Source organism: Neptunicoccus cionae, assembly GCF_014643735.1.
Classification (GTDB): Bacteria; Pseudomonadota; Alphaproteobacteria; order Rhodobacterales; family Rhodobacteraceae; genus Amylibacter; species Amylibacter cionae.
The window spans coordinates 405,593-423,035 of the sequence record NZ_BMKA01000001.1 but is presented as its reverse complement, the minus strand read 5'-3'; the positions used below and the strand labels follow the sequence as shown (position 1 = coordinate 423,035).

The 17,443-nt window shown below is 55.9% G+C and carries 14 protein-coding genes; 6 read left to right on the top strand and 8 right to left on the bottom strand.

From position 1 onward, the window contains the following. Nucleotides 1-44: 44 nt before the first annotated feature. From IEX10_RS01855 to bhcA, 6 genes are all read right to left on the bottom strand, one after another. Nucleotides 45-2,321: an NADP-dependent malic enzyme gene (locus IEX10_RS01855; protein ID WP_188670358.1), complete on the bottom strand. Its 2,277-nt coding sequence runs from the start codon at nucleotides 2,319-2,321 to the stop codon at nucleotides 45-47. A gap of 20 nt (nucleotides 2,322-2,341) precedes the next feature. Next, nucleotides 2,342-3,334: a type I glyceraldehyde-3-phosphate dehydrogenase gene (locus IEX10_RS01850; RefSeq protein ID WP_188670357.1), complete on the bottom strand. Its 993-nt coding sequence runs from the start codon at nucleotides 3,332-3,334 to the stop codon at nucleotides 2,342-2,344. Between the two features lie 146 nt (nucleotides 3,335-3,480). Further along, nucleotides 3,481-4,446, bottom strand: coding sequence for an iminosuccinate reductase BhcD (gene bhcD, locus IEX10_RS01845; protein WP_188670355.1), 966 nt, complete (start codon nucleotides 4,444-4,446; stop codon nucleotides 3,481-3,483). Between the two features lie 72 nt (nucleotides 4,447-4,518). Then, nucleotides 4,519-5,679 carry a 3-hydroxy-D-aspartate aldolase BhcC gene (bhcC, locus tag IEX10_RS01840; RefSeq protein WP_188670353.1) on the bottom strand — a complete coding sequence of 387 codons (1,161 nt, stop codon included), beginning with the start codon at nucleotides 5,677-5,679 and terminating at the stop codon, nucleotides 4,519-4,521. A 16-nt stretch (nucleotides 5,680-5,695) separates the two neighbouring features. Then, entirely contained in the window at nucleotides 5,696-6,655 is a 960-nt protein-coding gene (bhcB, locus tag IEX10_RS01835; RefSeq protein WP_188670351.1) for a beta-hydroxyaspartate dehydratase BhcB, read from the bottom strand. A 14-nt stretch (nucleotides 6,656-6,669) separates the two neighbouring features. Continuing rightward, complete coding sequence (gene bhcA / locus IEX10_RS01830) at nucleotides 6,670-7,860, bottom strand: L-aspartate--glyoxylate aminotransferase BhcA (RefSeq protein WP_188670350.1); 1,191 nt, start codon at nucleotides 7,858-7,860, stop codon at nucleotides 6,670-6,672. Between the two features lie 168 nt (nucleotides 7,861-8,028). Between bhcA and bhcR the strand changes: the two genes are divergently transcribed. Then, nucleotides 8,029-8,877 carry an HTH-type transcriptional regulator BhcR gene (gene bhcR, locus IEX10_RS01825; protein ID WP_188670348.1) on the top strand — a complete coding sequence of 283 codons (849 nt, stop codon included), beginning with the start codon at nucleotides 8,029-8,031 and terminating at the stop codon, nucleotides 8,875-8,877. Here the strand turns inward: bhcR and IEX10_RS01820 are convergent. Together IEX10_RS01820 and IEX10_RS01815 are read right to left on the bottom strand one after the other, a co-directional pair. Continuing rightward, entirely contained in the window at nucleotides 8,874-9,707 is an 834-nt protein-coding gene (locus tag IEX10_RS01820) for a bifunctional allantoicase/(S)-ureidoglycine aminohydrolase (protein WP_188670346.1), read from the bottom strand. The two genes, bhcR and IEX10_RS01820, sit on opposite strands and share 4 nt — an antisense overlap. Nucleotides 9,708-9,893: 186 nt before the next feature. After that, on the bottom strand, nucleotides 9,894-11,564 hold the full coding sequence (locus tag IEX10_RS01815) for an OmpA family protein (RefSeq protein WP_188670344.1): 1,671 nt from the start codon (nucleotides 11,562-11,564) through the stop codon (nucleotides 9,894-9,896). Nucleotides 11,565-11,816: 252 nt separating this feature from the next. Here IEX10_RS01815 and IEX10_RS01810 point away from each other — a divergent pair, with 252 nt between their 5' ends. The 5 genes from IEX10_RS01810 to IEX10_RS01790 all read left to right on the top strand — a co-directional run bounded on the left by IEX10_RS01810 (nucleotide 11,817) and on the right by IEX10_RS01790 (nucleotide 17,441). Continuing rightward, nucleotides 11,817-12,776 (top strand): LysR substrate-binding domain-containing protein, encoded by a 960-nt coding sequence (locus IEX10_RS01810; RefSeq protein WP_188670342.1) that lies wholly within the window; start codon nucleotides 11,817-11,819, stop codon nucleotides 12,774-12,776. A gap of 181 nt (nucleotides 12,777-12,957) precedes the next feature. Continuing rightward, on the top strand, nucleotides 12,958-14,532 hold the full coding sequence (locus IEX10_RS01805; protein ID WP_229678394.1) for an ABC transporter substrate-binding protein: 1,575 nt from the start codon (nucleotides 12,958-12,960) through the stop codon (nucleotides 14,530-14,532). Nucleotides 14,533-14,596: 64 nt separating this feature from the next. Then, complete coding sequence (locus IEX10_RS01800) at nucleotides 14,597-15,574, top strand: ABC transporter permease (protein WP_188670340.1); 978 nt, start codon at nucleotides 14,597-14,599, stop codon at nucleotides 15,572-15,574. Further along, nucleotides 15,571-16,455, top strand: a complete 885-nt coding sequence (locus IEX10_RS01795; protein WP_188670338.1) for an ABC transporter permease — start codon at nucleotides 15,571-15,573, stop codon at nucleotides 16,453-16,455. Before IEX10_RS01800 ends, IEX10_RS01795 begins: the two co-directional genes overlap by 4 nt. Continuing rightward, entirely contained in the window at nucleotides 16,455-17,441 is a 987-nt protein-coding gene (locus IEX10_RS01790) for an ABC transporter ATP-binding protein (RefSeq protein WP_188670337.1), read from the top strand. The genes IEX10_RS01795 and IEX10_RS01790 overlap by 1 nt, the downstream gene beginning before the upstream one ends. Nucleotides 17,442-17,443 lie beyond the last annotated feature (2 nt).

Below are 17,443 nucleotides of genomic sequence, written 5' to 3'. Positions count from 1 at the left end.
TGCGCTCCGCGCGGGGATATTTTCAGAAAATGGAAAACCCGCCGTTAGCCATAGCTGGATACCGGTGTCCCTGCCAAAGCGGCTATGTTGAGCAGACCGCGCACGGTCACACCGGATGTGACGATATGGGCGCGGTTGCCCATGCCCATAAGGATCGGGCCAACTTCCAGCCCGTCAGCCACAGATTTCAACAGATTGCGCGCAGCACCCGATGCGTCAGAGTTTGTGTAGACCAGCACATTGGCCTTCCCTGTCAGCCGGTTGTTGGGCATCAGGTATTCCCGCAGTTCCGGATCAAGCGCCGCATCCGTGTGCATTTCGCCCTCATATTCGAAATCGGTTTCAACGGAATCAAGGATCGCCAGCGCATCGCGGGACAACCGGCCCGAGGTGCTGTCCAGATTGCCAAACTGCGAACTGGAACACAGTGCCACTTTCGGCGTCACCCCGAAGCGGCGGACGTGGCGGGCGGCTGCAACCATCGTTCCGGCCAGTTGCTGCGCGGTCGGTTCGATGTGGACATGTGTATCCGCCACAAACAACGGCCCTTTTTCCAGAATAACCAGCGACAGCGCACCCGCGGGATGCAGGTCTGGAGTTTCGAGGATCTGACGAATGTAATTCAGATGCCAGTGATACTGTCCAAAGACGCCGCAGATCATACTGTCAGCCTCTCCGCGATGCACCATCGTTGCGGCAATCGCCGTGCTGTTGGTGCGCATGATCGCCTTGGCCAAATCGGGCGTCGCGCCTTTGCGGGCCATCAGCTTGTGATAGCTGCCCCAGTAATCGCGATAGCGACTGTCATTTTCAGGGTTCACCACCTCAAAATCCTTGCCCGGCGTGATCGACAGCCCTTCCCGTTCGATCCGGCGCTCCACCACTTCGGGGCGGCCAACAATCACGGCATTGACGTGCATTTCTTCGGACATGGCCTGAACCGCCCGCAGCACGCGGGGTTCTTCGCCTTCGGCAAAGACAATGCGGCGTTTTTCAAGGCGGGCGGCCTCAAACACGGGGCGCATAATCATGGAGGAACGATAGACCTGTGACTGCAACCTTGCGCGGTAGTCCTTGATATCCACCTGCCGCGTAGCCACTCCGCTGTCCATTGCTGCTTTGGCCACAGCAACGGCGATGGTAGGCAGCAGCCGCGGATCAAATGGTTTCGGGATCAGGTATTCCGGCCCGAAAGACAGCCGCTCCCCCTGATAGGCCGCGCCAAGTTCGGCGCTGGCGGTTTCCCGCGCCAGTCCGGCAATCGCCTCTACGCAGGCCACTTTCATCGCGTCATTGATCTGGGTCGCCCCGACATCCAGCGCCCCGCGAAAGATGAACGGAAAGCATAGCACGTTGTTGACCTGATTGGGATAATCCGAACGCCCTGTGGCGATCAGCGCATCTGGCGAGGCTTCGCGGGCCAGTTCCGGCATGATTTCAGGTGTCGGATTGGCCAACGCAAAGATGATCGGATGATCCGCCATTTTCTTAACCATCTCTGGTGTCAGCAGCCCCGGTCCGGACACGCCAAGGAACAGATCGGCCCCCTCCATCGCATCCATCGTGGTGCGCATTTCGGTGTCGCGGGCGAATTCCTGTTTCTCTTCCGTCAGGTTGTTGCGCGATGTATGCACCACACCCTTGCTGTCGAGCATGGTGATGTTTTCTTTCTTCGCGCCCATCACCATCATCATTTTCAGGCAGGCAATCCCTGCCGCCCCTGCGCCCAGCGCAACGATCTTGATGTCCTCAAAGTTCTTACCCGCCACCCGCAGCGCGTTGGTGGCAGCAGCAGCGGCAACAATGGCTGTGCCGTGCTGGTCGTCGTGGAACACCGGAATGCCCATGCGTTCACGGCAGATGCGTTCCACCACAAAACAATCCGGCGCCTTAATATCTTCAAGGTTGATCGCGCCAAAAGTCGGTTCCAGCTTGCACACCAGATCGGCCAGCTTTTCGGGATCGGTTTCGTTCACCTCAATGTCAAAGCAATCCACACCGGCGAATTTCTTGAACAGGACGGCCTTGCCCTCCATCACCGGCTTGGAGGCCTGCGCCCCGATATCGCCCAGCCCCAGCACGGCTGTCCCGTTAGAAATCACCGCGACCAGATTGCCCTTGGCGGTATATCGCACGGCATCTGCGGGGTTCTTTTCAATTTCCAGACAGGCATCGGCCACACCGGGGGAATACGCACGGCTGAGATCACGGCCCGTTGCCATCGGCTTGGTCGCGCGGATTTCCAGTTTACCGGGTTTGGGGAACTCATGATAATCCAGCGCCGCCTGCCGTTCTACGGCCTTTTTGGTCTCGTCAACCATGTCTTGTCTCCTCTACTTTGTTATTGCGACGCGCCCATTTTTCGGGCCACGTCGATCATTCTGTTGGAAAAGCCCCATTCATTGTCATACCAGCCGAAAATGCGGGTAAACTCTGGGCCTGTGATCAGCTCCGGCCCTGCCAGCACAAGAGATTCGGGGCGGCTGCGCAAATCGGTTGAAACCAGCGGTTTTGGGGTCCAGCCGAGCACGGGGCAAGCCTCAACCGCCGTTTGCAACGCTTCGGTAAAATCCGCATCACGCCGGTCCAGCTTCACCACAAGATCCACGGCAGATACGCTGGCCACGGGAACCCGCACAGCGCTGCCGGTGATACGTCCGGCCAAATCGGGAACAACACGGTCAATCAGTCTTGTCGCGCTGGAAGTAGTCGGCACCATAGACAGCGCCGCCGCACGGCTGCGGGCCAGATCCTTGCCCGCCGTGTCAATCGTCGGCTGACTGCTGGTGTAGCAATGGATCGTGTTCATGTGCCCGCCGGACACGCCAAAATTATCCTCTAACAAACGCAACAGCGGCGCGACCGCATTGGTGGTGCAAGACGCATTAGAAACGATCTGCTGGCCGGTATAGGCCCCGTCATTCGCACCAAGCACCAGCGTCACATCCGCAGCATCCGACGGGCCGGAAATCAGCACAGCCCCTGCCCCCGCCTGCAATCCGGCTTCCGCCACAGCGCGACTGGTGGCACGGCCCGAACATTCCAGCAGAATGTCGATCCCCGCCATGTCCGGCAACGGGGCTGCGGGATCAATCTGGTGAAAAGGGATCGCTGCGCCGTTCACCACCAGATCGTTACCGCGGGTGTCCACCGTGCCTGGGAACGGGCCGAAGATGCTGTCAAATTCGAACAAATAGGCGCAGGTCTCCAGCGGGGCGAGATCGTTGATCAACACGACCTCCACTCCGCTATCCTGACGGCTGGTAGAGAGGGCGCGCAGGATCGAACGTCCGATCCTGCCGAACCCGTGAATTGCGACACGGACCTTTTTCATATTCACTTTTCTTATGGCTGGGCACGCGAAAAAAGCGCGGCTTTTCTTAGGCTTGAAACTTACGTCTGGACCGATGCAGAGGCTGTTTCCCTAAGGGCAGCCTCTGCGCCGTCCGGACAGCCTATCAAGCTTGCCAAGGGGCTGCATCAAAATTCCACGTCCTGCGCGACGCCCTGTCCCACCGCCAGTTCGACAACCGCCGAAGCCACGGCAAGGTCTTGCAGACCAACCCCTGTGCCATCGAAAATCGTAATCTCTTCGTCCGAGGCTCGCCCCGCCGTCGTGCCATTGATCACAGCGCCAAGCTCGTTGATGCGGTCCTGATCGACCAGCCCTTCAGCGACAGGGTGCTGGAACTCTCCAATGGTGACGGATTGGGCGATCTCGTCGGTAAACAGCCGCGCATCGCCAGACAGCGCAGCGGCGATCTCCTGTTTGCCCTTTGTGTCTGTTCCCATGCAAGCCACATGGGTTCCGGCGCGGATTTGGCCCTGTTGCAAGATCGGGTCAAAGCTGGAGGTGATGGTCACAATCACATCGCTTTGCGCCCCCAGTTCATCAAGACTGACGGCCTCAAAGCCAAGCCCCAGTTCTTCGGCAACACTGCGCAGGGTGTCGAGTTTTTCGGGAGAGCGGTTCCAAGCCACCACCCGTTTGAAATCCCGCTGTTCGGCCACAGCGCGCAATTGAAAGGCGGCCTGATGACCTGCCCCGACAATGCCCAGAACCTCGGACTCCTGCCGCGCAAGGCAATCCACTGACACAGCCGCCGCCGCCGCAGTGCGCAATGCCGTCAGCAGATTGCCACCGACTATGGCGCGACATTTGCCGGTATCCGCATCGAACAGAAAGATCGTGGATTGATGATTGGTCAGCCCCTTTTCCGCGTTGCCAGGCCAGTAACCCCCTGATTTCAGACCCAGATTCAGCGCTGCTTTGTCAAAGCCGGACTTGAATCCGTAAAGCGCATCCGCGTGGCCGATCGCTTCGCGGATCACAGGGAAATTATACGCCGTTTTTGCGGACATAGAGGCAAACACCCCTTTCACAGCGTCAAACGCTGCCGCGCGTGTCATCAGATTGGCGATTTCTTTTTCGGGGACGATCAACATGGGAGCGTACTTTCTGTCTGGAACGGGTCGGGGCCAGCGAACCGGCCCCGTTTTGAATTATAGATGTTAGGCTCAGTAGGCTTTGCCACGGGCCGAAACCGGCCAGACGGTTTCCACCTTGTCACCGCGCACGCCCACGTACCAGTCATGCACGTTACAGGTCGGATCACAGTGACCGGGCACCAGACGCAGCTTGTCGTTTACCTTCAAGGCACCATTCGGGTCCGCAACAACACCGTGTTCGTCCGAACATTTCAGGTATTCCACATCATCGCGGCCATAGACAAACGGCAGGCCGGAATCCACGGATTGCGCTTTTAGCCCTGCATCCACAATCGCCTTATCTGCCTTTGCGTGGCTCATCACTGTGGTCAGGATAAACAGCGCGTTTTCCCATTCGCCCTGATCAATCCGCTGGCCATCCTCATCCAAAATCCGGCCATAATCTGCGTCCATAAATGCGTATGATCCGCATTGCAGTTCGTTATAAACGCCAGAGCCGCTCTCAAAATAATAGGACCCTGTACCGCCACCACCGACGATGTCGCAGTCCAGCCCGTTGCTTTTCAGCCCCTGCACCGCGTCGGCCACCTGCGCAATCGCCACGTCGAGCTTTTCCTTGCGATCCGTGTAAAGATCCATGTGCTGCATAGCGCCCTGATAGGCCTGAATACCAGCGAATTTCAGGCCTTCTGCACTGTCGATCAGCTTGGCAATATTTACCACGTCCTGTGTCGTGCTGACCCCGCAACGCCCCGCGCCACAGTCGATTTCCACCAGCGCCTCTATCTGCGTGCCGTGTTTTACAGCAGCTTCGGACAACGCCTTGACGTTTTCGGGATCATCCACACAAACCAACACACGACAGCCGAGTTTCGGCATCTTTGCCAGCCGGTCGATCTTGGCCGGATCGGTCACTTGGTTAGACACCATCACATCCTTGATGCCACCACGGGCGAACACTTCAGCCTCGGAAACCTTCTGACAGCAAACGCCAACCGCCGCGCCAAGGTCCTGTTGCAGCTTCAGCACATCTACGGATTTGTGCATCTTGCCGTGGGCGCGATGCCGCATCCCGTGGTCCTTGGCATAATCGCCCATCTTCTTGATGTTCCGTTCCAGCGCGTCCAGATCAAGCACCAGACAAGGCGTCTGAATATCGGCTGCATCCATGCCCGGCACAGCGGGAACGTCAAAGCCAACTTCCAGTTGCTCAAAGTTAATATCTTTCATCGGTTCGTTCCTTTTCTTACAGCCACGGCAGCTTTGCCAGATCGACGTTACCGCCGGTAATGATGACGCCTACGCGCTTGCCCGCGAAGATGTCCTTGTTCTTTAGAATGGTAGCCAGCGGCACGGCGCTGCTGGGTTCCATCACGATTTTCATACGCTGCCAGATCAGCTTCATTGCATCGACAATTTCAGGATCGCTGGCAGTCAAAATATCGGACACATGGTTTTTCACAAAGTGCCACGTCAAATCCTTCAGCGGCACTTTCAGCCCGTCTGCCACCGTTTCAGGCGCATCATCTGCGATGATATGGCCTGCCTTGAAACTGCGATAGGCGTCATCCGCCTGTTCCGGTTCCGCCGCAATAACCTGCACTTTGGGCGCAAGGTTGGACAGCGTCAGACAGGTGCCCGAAATCATCCCGCCGCCACCAATCGGGGCGACAACCATATCCAGTTCGCCGCCGAAATCCTCCATCTGCTCCAGCAGTTCCCGCGAGCAGGTGCCCTGCCCTGCAATCACGCGGGGATCGTTGTAGGGGTGGACGAAATTGCCGCCCGTCTGTTCCTGCACCTGCGCGAAAACCTCTTCGCGGGAAGACGTTGACGGCTCGCACTCAGTAATCGTGCCACCGTATCCGCGCACGGCAGCTTTCTTGGCCTCTGGCGCTGTGCGGGGCATCACCACATTGCAAGGAATCCCCCGCCGTCCCGCCGCATATGACAGGGACAGCGCGTGGTTGCCGGAGCTATGGGTGCAGACACCGTTCTTCGCCTCGGCATCGGACAGACCGAACACCGCGTTAGAAGCACCGCGCACCTTGAACGCACCCGCTTTCTGGAAATTTTCGCATTTGAAGAAAATCTCGCAGCCCGCAAGCGTGTTCACATAAGACGATGTTAGAACCGGCGTGCGGTGGATGTAAGGTCTGGCCCGTTCGTGGGCGGCCAGCATATCGTCAAAAGTTGGAATGATCATCTCGGTTTGCCCCTTCACGCAGCGGCCTGACGCGCACTCTGCCCGCCGTGGCGGTAAAAGTCCTGCGCCGCGGCAACACCGGAGCCAAGCTTAACGTCCAACCCCAGATCAACCATCACCATTTCAGCGACACCTAGCCCAGACAACATCATCGCATCTGTCAACATCCCAAGGTGGCCGATGCGGAACACCTTGCCCGCAACTTCGCCAAGACCAACGCCAAACGCCATGCCGTAATCCTTTGCGGCAACATTAACGATACCAGTCGCGTTGAACCCTTCAGGCGTGCGAATGGCAGAAACGCTGTTGGAATACACCTCGGGCGACGCCGCGCAAAGTTGCAAGCCCCATGCGTCCACAGCCTTGCGAACACCCGTAGCAATCCGCGCGTGACGGGCAAAAACACTTTCCAGCCCTTCAGCCTCCAACATCTCAAGGGACAGTTTCAGCCCGTTCATCAAACCCACAGGCGGCGTATAAGGAAAGGCGTTGTTGTCATAACCCTTCTGCATATCGCCCAAATCAAAGAAAGTGCGCGGCAGGCTGGCGGTTTTTGTCGCTTCCATCGCTTTCGCACTGACCCCGACAATGGCGAGACCGGCAGGCAACATGAACCCTTTTTGCGATCCGGTTACGGCAATATCCACGCCCCATTCGTCCATCCGGAAGTCCATAGACCCGATCGAACTGACCCCGTCCACAAACAACATCGCCGGATGCCCCGCTGCATCCAATGCTCGGCGCACGGCGGCGATATCAGATTTTACACCGGTAGCGGTTTCATTGTGGGTCGCCAGCACAACCTTGATCTGGTGGGAGGTATCGGCGCGCAGGATCTCTTCGTATTTGTCCGCAGGCAGCCCTTCGCCCCAAGGCGTTTCCACCACCTGCACGTCCAGACCGTGACGCTGGCACATATCAATCCAGCGATGGGAGAACATACCATTGCGCGCCGCGAGAACCTTATCGCCAGCGCTAAGCGTGTTTGTCAGTGCAGTTTCCCAACCGCCCGTTCCGGTAGACGGAAAGATAAAGATGCTGGCACTTTCGGACTTCAACACCCGCCGCACACCGTCCAGACACGGGTGCAGGATATCCCCAAACAAGGGGGAGCGGTGGTCGATTGTGGGCATGTAGCACGCCTGACGGATCGCCTCGGGCATGTTGGTCGGGCCGGGAATAAAGACGGGATTTTGAAAACTCATAATGTCCTCCATCAGACTGTTTCCCACAGATTATGCTCTCCGTTACCAATTAACAATTTTTTTGAAATCATTTTTCAAAAATCATATAATTAGATTTATTATTGTTTGCCAGCAACTTACATTTTTCATATTGTGAAACCATATTTCAATTTCGATGAGGAAGATTTAATGGCTTTCCAAGACAATGACAAAAACAAAGAGCGTAAACCACGGGGCCGCCCCCGCGCCTTTAATGAAAAGACCGAACAAAACACCATCAAATCGCTGGATCGTGCGATGGTGGTGTTGGAAGAAGTCGCGGCCTATGACGGTGCTTCGCTCAGCGAATTGTCCAACAGGCTCGGGGAATCTCCGGCCACGCTTTACCGTGTGTTAACCACGCTCGCGCAGCATCAAATTGTTGAAACGAAGGATAGCACCCAGACCTGGCATATTGGTGCGGGGGCGTTTCTGATCGGCTCTGCTTTTTTGCGCCGGACCAGTCTGGTTGAAACCAGCCGCCCGATCCTGCGCGAGCTGATGGAAATCACCGGAGAGACTGCGAACCTCGGTGTGGAAAAGGACGGTCATGTGCTATTTTTAGGACAGGTCGAAACCCACGCACCGATCCGCGCCTTCTTCCCACCTGGTACGCTTTCGCCGCTGCATGCTTCTGGCATCGGCAAGGTGCTTCTGGCCTATTTTGACACCGCGCGGCTGAACCGTTTTGCACGGTCAGGGCTGGAGCGGTTCACCCCTCATACGCGCGACACGCTGCCCGCGCTAGAGGCGGATTTGGATCAGGTGCGCGAGCGGGGCTATTCCGTGGACGATCAAGAGCGCAACACAGGCATGCGCTGTATCGCGGCCCCGATCCGCAACGCATTGGGAGAGGTGATCGCGGGGATTTCCGTCTCCGGCCCCACCAGCCGGATCGACGAGACACAAATCGAAGAGCTTGCCGTTGAGGTTATCAACGCTGCGACCCGTGTGTCACAGGCAATGGGGGCCAGCGCAGACCAGCCCCCGAAACCTTAACTTTTAGACAGTTTCAACTTCATGTGCCGGTTCACATCCTTATACAAAAGATAGCGGAACGGGCCCGGGCCACCCGCATAACAAGCCTGCGGGCAGAACGCGCGAAGCCACATGTAATCGCCGGCCTCAACCTCAACCCAGTCCTGATTGAGCCGGTAAACCGCTTTACCTTCAAGCACATAAAGACCGTGTTCCATCACGTGGGTTTCGCAAAACGGGATGACGCCGCCCGGTTGCAGGGTCACAATTGTGACGTGCATATCGTGGCGCAGATCGTTCGGGTCTACAAAACGGGTTGTCGCCCAGACACCATCCGTGTCCGGCATAACATTCGGCGCAATGTCTTTTTCATTCGCAATTACGGGATCAGGCAGGTCTAAACCGTCCACCGCCTCATAGGCTTTGCGCACCCAATGAAACCGCGTGACCTGTTCGGACGTGTTGCGCAGCGTCCAGTCCATCCCCGCAGGCAGATACGCATAACCGCCCTCTTCCAAAGTATGGGTTTCTCCGTTGAAAGTCAGCTCGAAGCTGCCTTCCACCACGAATAGGACACCCTGTGCCTCGGGATCGGATTCCGGTTTATCCGAACCGCCACCGGGTTGAACTTCCATGATATATTGAGAGAAAGTTTCGGCAAAACCCGACAGAGGACGGGAAATAACCCAAAGCCGCGTGCCTTCCCAGAAGGGCAAGAAACTGGTTACAATATCGCGCATGGTGCCCTTGGGGATTACCGCGTAAGCATCCGTGAAGACAGCACGATCCGACAGAAGTTGCGTCTGGTCGGGGTGGCCGCCGGTAGGGGCGAAATAGCTGGTCTTGGTCATTAAAAACTCCAGTACAGAATTACCGTCAAAATCGCGAGTTTGGCTGCAATTGGGAAGCGGTTGAATGCATGAAGGATCATTCGGGAATATTTGATAGTCAGGGGAAACTTTGCGTGTAACCTCGAAAAATGCCGGTCTGTTTCCAGACCGGCATCATGGTTTTCAATGTCTTAGCGCAGTCGCGCATTAACCGGATGTTGAGGATTTCAACAGCGGTGTGATGCGGCGTACAGCAGCGCGGCGGTTTGCTTCTTCCGAGGTTTCTGTCGGAATGCGCAAGTTACTTTCCCCGTATCCCTGAACCACAAGGTTTTGTGCCGGTACATTAAAGTACTCGGTCAGAGCCAAAGCTACAGATTCCGCACGACGGTCTGACAGGGCCAGATTGGACGTCGCCGAACCAACCGCGTCGGTGTGACCTTCGATCAGGAAGACCTCGGACGGGTTCTCGGAGATCCGCTCGGCAATTGCGGTACCAACGGTTGCCAGAGCACGGGCTTGATCCGCCTCGATAATCGCCGAACCGGTGTCAAAAGTAATCGCGCTCAGCTCGATGACGGGCATCAGCTCACGTACGGCACGAATCTGGCGCACCTGTTGCAGGCTGAATGTGCGGTCCAGATCCTGACTGCTGGAAGCCGCGAGCGCCGCACGCAGGTCAGCTTCGCTCATGCCTGTTGAAGCATATGAGAACTCTTCAACCTGTGGCAGTTCGGAAATCTGAACCGGCGTTTCGTTGGCAGTGTCGTCAAACAGGCGCACAGTCTCGCCATTTGGCAGATACTGTGTGCGGCTCAACACCTGACCATTGGGGGCGCGCACGGTTACGACCTGTGTGCCATCAGACATCACAATGGTCTGACGGGACGAACCGTCCGAAAAGGTCTCTGTTTCAACAGTGGAACCTGGCTGGCGCAGCAGCGCATTGTCGTCTTTAAGCACGTAGTAATCACCATCACCACGCTGCACGACCACGCGGTCGCCTTCGGTTTCAACAACCTTATCGTTGTTGTTCAGGACCGCCGCAAGGATACCGACACCAGCTGCACCGATGAGGAATTTCTCAAGGTTGTTCAGCCCATCATCGTCATTGGCCACAACTGCAGCTTCGGCGCGCTCTTGGTTGCTTGCACGACGGTTCTTTTTGGTAATCTTCTCTTTACGCTTCTTAACCTTGGCATCCGCCTCACCATCCTGAGTAGCGGCAACTTTGGGCGTGCGATTGGCCGCCTCTGTGCTGGCTTCGGTATCTACCTGCACGGCTTCCATTTCTCTGGCTTCGCGGCGTTCCTGCCGTTTGGCCTTGCGTTTCGCCTTTCGCTTATCTTCCTTGGTCAGTTCCTCATCGGCCGCAATTGTGCCGTCGGGCTGTGTTGTCGCCTCAACCCGTTGATTGTCTTTGTTCTTGTTCTTCTTTTTCTTGCGCTCTTTTTGAGCTTCTTCCTCAACTTGCTCGGCTGTCACAGCATTCACTTGGCCTTGAGCGTTCGCTTCAGCCTCGGCTTCGGCTTTGGCTTCGGCCTTGGCCGCTTTCTTTGCTTTCTTCTTATTCTTCTTAACAGCCTTATCAGCCGCCGCCTGCGCATCGGAGTCAGCGTCTACCTCTACTGCCAATCCGGTTTCAGGGTCGATTTCTGCTTCCAGCTCTGCGTCAGCATTCGCTTTATTTTTATTCTTCTTTTTCTTTTTCTTGTCGCGACCGTTGTCATCACTGGTGTCCGCCTGCGCGACCTTCAGGTCTGCTGCGATTGATACATTGTTCCCAGCATCAAGAGTTTGCGCTGTTACCACATGTGGCGATACCAGAGCAAAGCTCAGGATTACGGCAGTGGTGCTTTTCAATTTTTGCATAGTCATCACAATTTCCCTTTCGAGTGTATTCATCCCCTTAACGCGGGGCCTCGGCAAAAGGTTCAGATTGAATCTGTGAGTACGCAATAAATTGCTCGTATTGAATTTATAGAGCCAGAACTCCCTTATAGGGCGGCCTGCAGTGTACCTTAATCACAGCAGATCTAGCCCAATAAAACTTAGTATGCTCTTCGCATACGGCAGCATGCACTGAATAAACACCTGAAAGGCTTGAGCTTTTCGAGTGGAAGCGTTTGAATGTCTATAGAATACCAAACCCGAGGTCGCAGCGTCATGCAAAACTACACGTTAAAACAGCTTCGCTATTTAGATGCGGCGGGACGACATGGATCAATTGCGATGGCTGCCGAGGATCTGTCTATCTCCCAGTCCTCTATATCTGCCGCAATAGACGCAATGGAACGAGAGATCGGTTACGATATATTTGTACGCACACCGGCAAAAGGCGTGAAGCCAACTGCGCTGGGCGGGGAGGTCCTGCAGGCCGTCCGCCGGTTTCTCGAACAAAGCCGCCATTTTGAGGCTGAAGTCCAATCCGTAGATGGGCAAGCCACCGGCGCTGTGCGGATCGGGTGCTATGCTACGGCTGCACCATCGTTTCTACCTCTGATCTTGAAAAGTTTTTCGGAAAACCACCCTGGGATCTCTATCATGCTTTTGGAAGGCAGCATGGATGCAGCCGCAAAATTCCTAAGCGAAGGGGATGTTGACCTTGTCTTTTCCTATGACGAAACAGTCGAAGAAGGTCAGGGCTTCGTTCCCTTGTTCAGCGCCCCGCCCTATGCCCTTATTCCGCAGGAGCACCCGCTGAGCGGACAGTCCGATGTCAGCTACGAAGAGCTGTGTTCTCTGCCGATGGTGTTGTTGGATCTGCCGCGTACCCGCGCTTATTTCGCGAATATGTTCACGAAACGGGGACTAACGCCAAATATTGTGCACTCGACCCGATCGTCGGAAATCGTCAGGGCGCTGGTATCAGGAGGGTTCGGTTTTTCTATCCTGAACATCCTGCCGCCGGGCTATGGCGGCAGCAATCAGCCCTTCTCTATCCTGCCGATACGGGACACTGTAGATACTCCGGTGTTTGGCATTGTCACGAGTGAGCTAAGCCGCCGCCCCCAGATCGTCAGCGCCTTCATAGAGCACTGCATTTCCTTGCGGGAATCCGGTGTTTTCAGTGATTTGGTGGTCCAATAGGAATGTTTAAATCCTACTTATCGCCGCAGAAAAACACTTAACACCTTAATTAAAAGGCTTAATACTCCTTCCTCAGTAAAATGTAAGAATGACCCTCTAATATAATGGTTTTAGCATGAATCGGGCTGCGCTAGGCTTTGATCATAATAAAAAAGAATCAACCAACCGGAGGTATTCCCCTGTGAGAACTTTATTCAAAGGTTTGATGACGGCGACAGCATTGGCATCCATGATGGCAACCAGCGCGATTGCTGAAGAACCAAAACAAGGCGGCACGCTTGTTACAGTGCTCGGCACCAACGTACGTAACCTGAACTCTGCGGTACAATCGGGCATCGTCACCGGCTTTCCGGGCGCGCAATTGTTCGCCTCGCCGCTGCGCTATGACGAAAACTGGACGCCGCAACCCTATCTTGCCGAAAGCTGGGAAGTGTCCGAGGACGGTCTAAAAGTAACTCTCAATCTGGTGAAGAACGCAAAGTTCCACGACGGGACGCCGCTGACGTCCAAGGACGTTGCTTTCTCGGTTGACGTGATCAAGGCGAACCACCCGTTCAAGGCCATGTTTGCCCCTGTTACATCAGTCGATACACCGGATGACTACACTGCCGTTCTGAACCTGTCCCAACCTCACCCCGCGCTGATGTTGGCCATGTCCGGCCAGTTGATGTCCATCATCCCGCAGCATATCTACGGCGATGTTCCGGTTGAGGAGGTCAAAACCCATCCGCGCAATAACGAAGATGTGGTCGGGTCCGGTCCTTTCAAGCTGACTGAATTCGCGAACGGCCAGCATGTTATCCTTGAGCGGTTCGACGATTTCTTCATCGAAGGTCGCCCCTATCTTGATAAAATTGTAATGCGGATCATTCCTGATCCCGCCGCCCGCGCCATTGCCTATGAAAACGGCGAAGTACACATGGGCGCGTTTGAACTGCTCCCCCGTATCATTAACCGCCTTAAGAAAGTGGACAACCTGACAGTCACCCCCGATGGATATGGTGCGGTTGGTCCGTTGGACTGGTTGGCAATGAACACCCAGCGCGGCCCGTTGAAAGATGTGCGCGTGCGCAAAGCCATCGCCTATGCCGTGGACAAGAACTTTGTTCTCAAGGCGCTGATGCAAGGCACTGCAGTTGAATCCAAAACCGGTATCCACCCCGACAGCCCGTTTTATAACGCAGATGTAGAAGCTTACGAAGTTGATCTCGACAAAGCCAGGGCTCTGCTGGATGAGGCTGGCTACCCGATGGACGGCGACAGCCGCTTCAGTCTGACGATTGATTTCGGCTGGGCAGATGTGAAACCGCAAACGGAATACGTCAAAGCTGCCTTGAAAAAGGTTGGGATCGACGTGCAAGTTCGCGCCAGTGCAGACTTCCCGACCTGGGCCAAGCGCATGGGTGAAATGGACTTCGATATGTCTTGGGACTCTGTGTTTAACTGGGGCGATCCGGTGATCGGCGTTCAGCGGACCTATATCTCTTCCAACATCGGCAAGGGTGTTTGGTCCAATACACAGGGCTATTCCAACGAACGTGTAGACGAGCTGCTGGAAATGGCTGCGGTGGAAACCGACAAAGACAAGCGCAAGGCGCTTTATGACGAATTCCAGACCATCATCGCGGATGAACTGCCGGTTTATCACATAAACGCGCTGCCGTATCACACGGTTTATAACGACAAGGTGGGCAATCCGCCTCTGGGGATCTGGGGCACTTCTACCCCGATCGATATGACTTACCTCAAAGACTAGTCATCCAGCGCGGCGGGCCTTGCGGCCTGCCGCCTCCCTCCCTCTATTTAGAAGAAGAACGCTCGTGGCTTTCCTCCAGAAATTCCTTATCCGCACGCTATATGCCGTGATCCTGCTTGCAGCGGTGCTGGTTCTCAACTTTTCAATGATGCACCTTGCCCCCGGCGACGTGGCCGACACCATCAGCCAGTCTATGGGCGGCGCCGACGAAGAGGTGCTGGCACAGATCCGCGCCGATTACGGTCTTGATCAACCCTTTCTGGTCCAACTGGGCCGCTACATGGGCAATGTGCTGCAATTCAATCTGGGCTATTCGTTCTTTTACAATGCCCCCGTCACCGATCTGATCCTTGAGAGACTGCCTGCAACCCTGTTGCTGGTGTTCACGGCGCAAATTCTCGCACTTGGTATCGGCGTGGTGCTTGGCGTGATTTCGGCGCGGCGCCCCAATGGGATCGCCAGCCACTTTGTGACCATGCTGGCGCTGTTCGGGTATTCTGCACCTGTATTCTGGACCGGTATCCTGCTGCTGATCGCATTCTCCCTTAAAATTCAGTGGTTCCCCGTCGCCGGTATGCGTGATGTAACCATCGAGGGCGGTTTCTTCACCCATGCCCTTGATGTCGCGAGGCACCTTGTGCTGCCGGTCATCACGCTCGGCTCTCTGTTTCTTGCGCTTTATTCGCGGCTTGCCCGTGCCACCATGATGGAGGTTCTGGGATCGGATTATGTGCGCACCGCCAAGGCCAAAGGCCTGACAGAGCGGGAAGTGGTTTATAAGCACGCGCTGAAAAACTCTCTCTCTCCGGTGATCACACTGGCCGGCCTGCAGTTCTCCGCCGTTATTTCGGGCGCTGTACTGGTAGAGGCCGTGTTTTCCTGGCCGGGTCTTGGGACGCTTGCCTTTCAATCCATTATCGCGCGGGACACGCCAACCATTCTTGGCATCCTGTTCTTCTCGGCCCTTGTGGTGATCGCAGGCAACCTGCTTACCGATTTGGCCCTGCGCCTTGTAGACCCCCGTGTAGGAGGCAAACGATGACCGACTCCCCCCTTATTCCAAAGGAAGAGATTCCAGAGGCACGCCATCCTTTTGCCGAAGCCTGGGAAATGTTCCGCCGCAATCACGCCGCCATGGTCGCGCTGGTTGTTCTGATCCTGATCATTCTAGCCGCGATTGTTGGTCCGTATCTATATCCTGTCGATCCTTTCGATATGGTCTGGGCCCCGTTTTCACCACCGGGTGCCGATGGTTTCCTGTTAGGCACCGATTATCTGGGCCGCGATCTTTTGGCCGCCCTGATCCACGGTGCGCGCGTATCTATCGTTATAGGTCTGGCCGCGGCAGTGGTGTCCGTTGTGATCGGCGTCACTGTCGGGGCGCTGGCAGGGTTTTACCGCGGATGGGTTGAAGAACTGTTAATGCGGATCACCGAATTCTTTCAGGTTTTACCTACATTGCTGTTCTCTATGGTCATTGTCGCGCTGTTCGGCGCCTCCTTGCCCATGATCACCTTTGCCATCGGCGTCGTAAGCTGGACCGCCGTCGCGCGGATCACCCGATCCGAATTCCTGCGCATCCGCGAGTTGGAATATGTCACGGCATCCCGCGCGTCGGGTGCCAAGAACGGCAAACTGATGTTCCGTGTCATTCTGCCCAACGCCCTGCCCCCGATTATCGTACAGGCCGCCCTAATGGTCGGCTCTGCGATTCTGTTTGAGGCAGGCCTGTCTTTTCTGGGGCTGACCGACCCGAATGTCGTGTCGTGGGGTCAGGTTATCGGCTCCAACCGGCAATATATTCTGGACGCCTCTTTCACCGTTACAATTCCCGGCCTCGCTATTTTCGTCACCGTACTGTGTATCTCGCTGGTGGGTGACGGATTGAACGATGCGCTGAACCCAAAATTAAGGCAGCGCTGATGGAACCGCTACTCAAAGTCGAAAACCTTCGTATTGAACTGACCACACGGGCGGGCGTTGCCCCTGTGATTGACAACCTCTCGTTTGAACTCGGCGCTGGTGAAAGCATCAGTTTTGTCGGGGAAAGTGGCTGCGGCAAGTCCATGACCGCGCTCAGCATCATGGGATTGCTGCCGGAAAAAGTGGGGCGGATTGCCTCTGGTTCGATCACCTTTAATGGGGAAGAGTTGACCACGGCCTCACCCAAGCGGTTGCGGGATATTCGGGGTAATGACATCTCGATGATCTTTCAGGAGCCAATGACCTCTCTCAATCCGGTTTATACTGTGGGCGAACAAATTGCCGAAGTGATCCGCGCCCATCAGGGACTGTCCCGAAAAGCGGCTTGGAATCAAGCGGTTGAGCTGCTTGATGCGGTGCGTATCCCGAATGCCAAAGGGCGGGTTTCGGATTATCCTTTCCAGATGTCCGGCGGCCAGCGCCAGCGTGTAATGATCGCCATCGCATTGGCCTGCGAGCCGAAAATCCTGATCGCCGATGAACCGACAACAGCGCTGGATGTGACAGTGCAGGCGCAGATTTTCGACCTGCTGAACGATATGAAACGCCAGACCGGCGCGTCTATTATCATGATCACCCATGACATGGGCGCAGTCGCCGAAATGGCCGAGCGGATGATTGTGATGTATGCGGGGCGCAAGGCCGAAGAAGGGCCCGTTGAGCAGATTATCGAACACCCGCGCCACCCTTATACGCGCGGTCTGATTTCCTGCGTGCCCCATATTATGTCCAGTATCTCCCAAGAACGCCATGCCCTGACGGAAGTACCGGGCATCGTCCCGAGCCTGTCGGATTTTGGTCAGAACCGCTGCTTGTTCGCTTCGCGCTGCAACATGGTTACGCAGAAATGTGTCGATGAAAGACCGCCGGAGAAACCCTTCGCGAACGGACAAAAAGCGGCCTGCTGGTTCGCAGAGGAGGTATGAGC

Excerpts from the sequence above, each read along its gene's own strand:
- IEX10_RS01855 (WP_188670358.1), bottom strand. The coding sequence starts at position 2,321 with ATGGTTGACGAGACCAAAAAGGCCGTAGAACGGCAGGCGGCGCTGGAT.
- IEX10_RS01850 (WP_188670357.1), bottom strand. The coding sequence starts at position 3,334 with ATGAAAAAGGTCCGTGTCGCAATTCACGGGTTCGGCAGGATCGGACGT.
- bhcD (WP_188670355.1), bottom strand. The coding sequence starts at position 4,446 with ATGTTGATCGTCCCCGAAAAAGAAATCGCCAATCTGATGACACGCGCG.
- bhcC (WP_188670353.1), bottom strand. The coding sequence starts at position 5,679 with ATGAAAGATATTAACTTTGAGCAACTGGAAGTTGGCTTTGACGTTCCC.
- bhcB (WP_188670351.1), bottom strand. The coding sequence starts at position 6,655 with ATGATCATTCCAACTTTTGACGATATGCTGGCCGCCCACGAACGGGCC.
- bhcA (WP_188670350.1), bottom strand. The coding sequence starts at position 7,860 with ATGAGTTTTCAAAATCCCGTCTTTATTCCCGGCCCGACCAACATGCCC.
- bhcR (WP_188670348.1), top strand. The coding sequence starts at position 8,029 with ATGGCTTTCCAAGACAATGACAAAAACAAAGAGCGTAAACCACGGGGC.
- IEX10_RS01820 (WP_188670346.1), bottom strand. The coding sequence starts at position 9,707 with ATGACCAAGACCAGCTATTTCGCCCCTACCGGCGGCCACCCCGACCAG.
- IEX10_RS01815 (WP_188670344.1), bottom strand. The coding sequence starts at position 11,564 with ATGACTATGCAAAAATTGAAAAGCACCACTGCCGTAATCCTGAGCTTT.
- IEX10_RS01810 (WP_188670342.1), top strand. The coding sequence starts at position 11,817 with ATGTCTATAGAATACCAAACCCGAGGTCGCAGCGTCATGCAAAACTAC.
- IEX10_RS01795 (WP_188670338.1), top strand. The coding sequence starts at position 15,571 with ATGACCGACTCCCCCCTTATTCCAAAGGAAGAGATTCCAGAGGCACGC.
- IEX10_RS01790 (WP_188670337.1), top strand. The coding sequence starts at position 16,455 with ATGGAACCGCTACTCAAAGTCGAAAACCTTCGTATTGAACTGACCACA.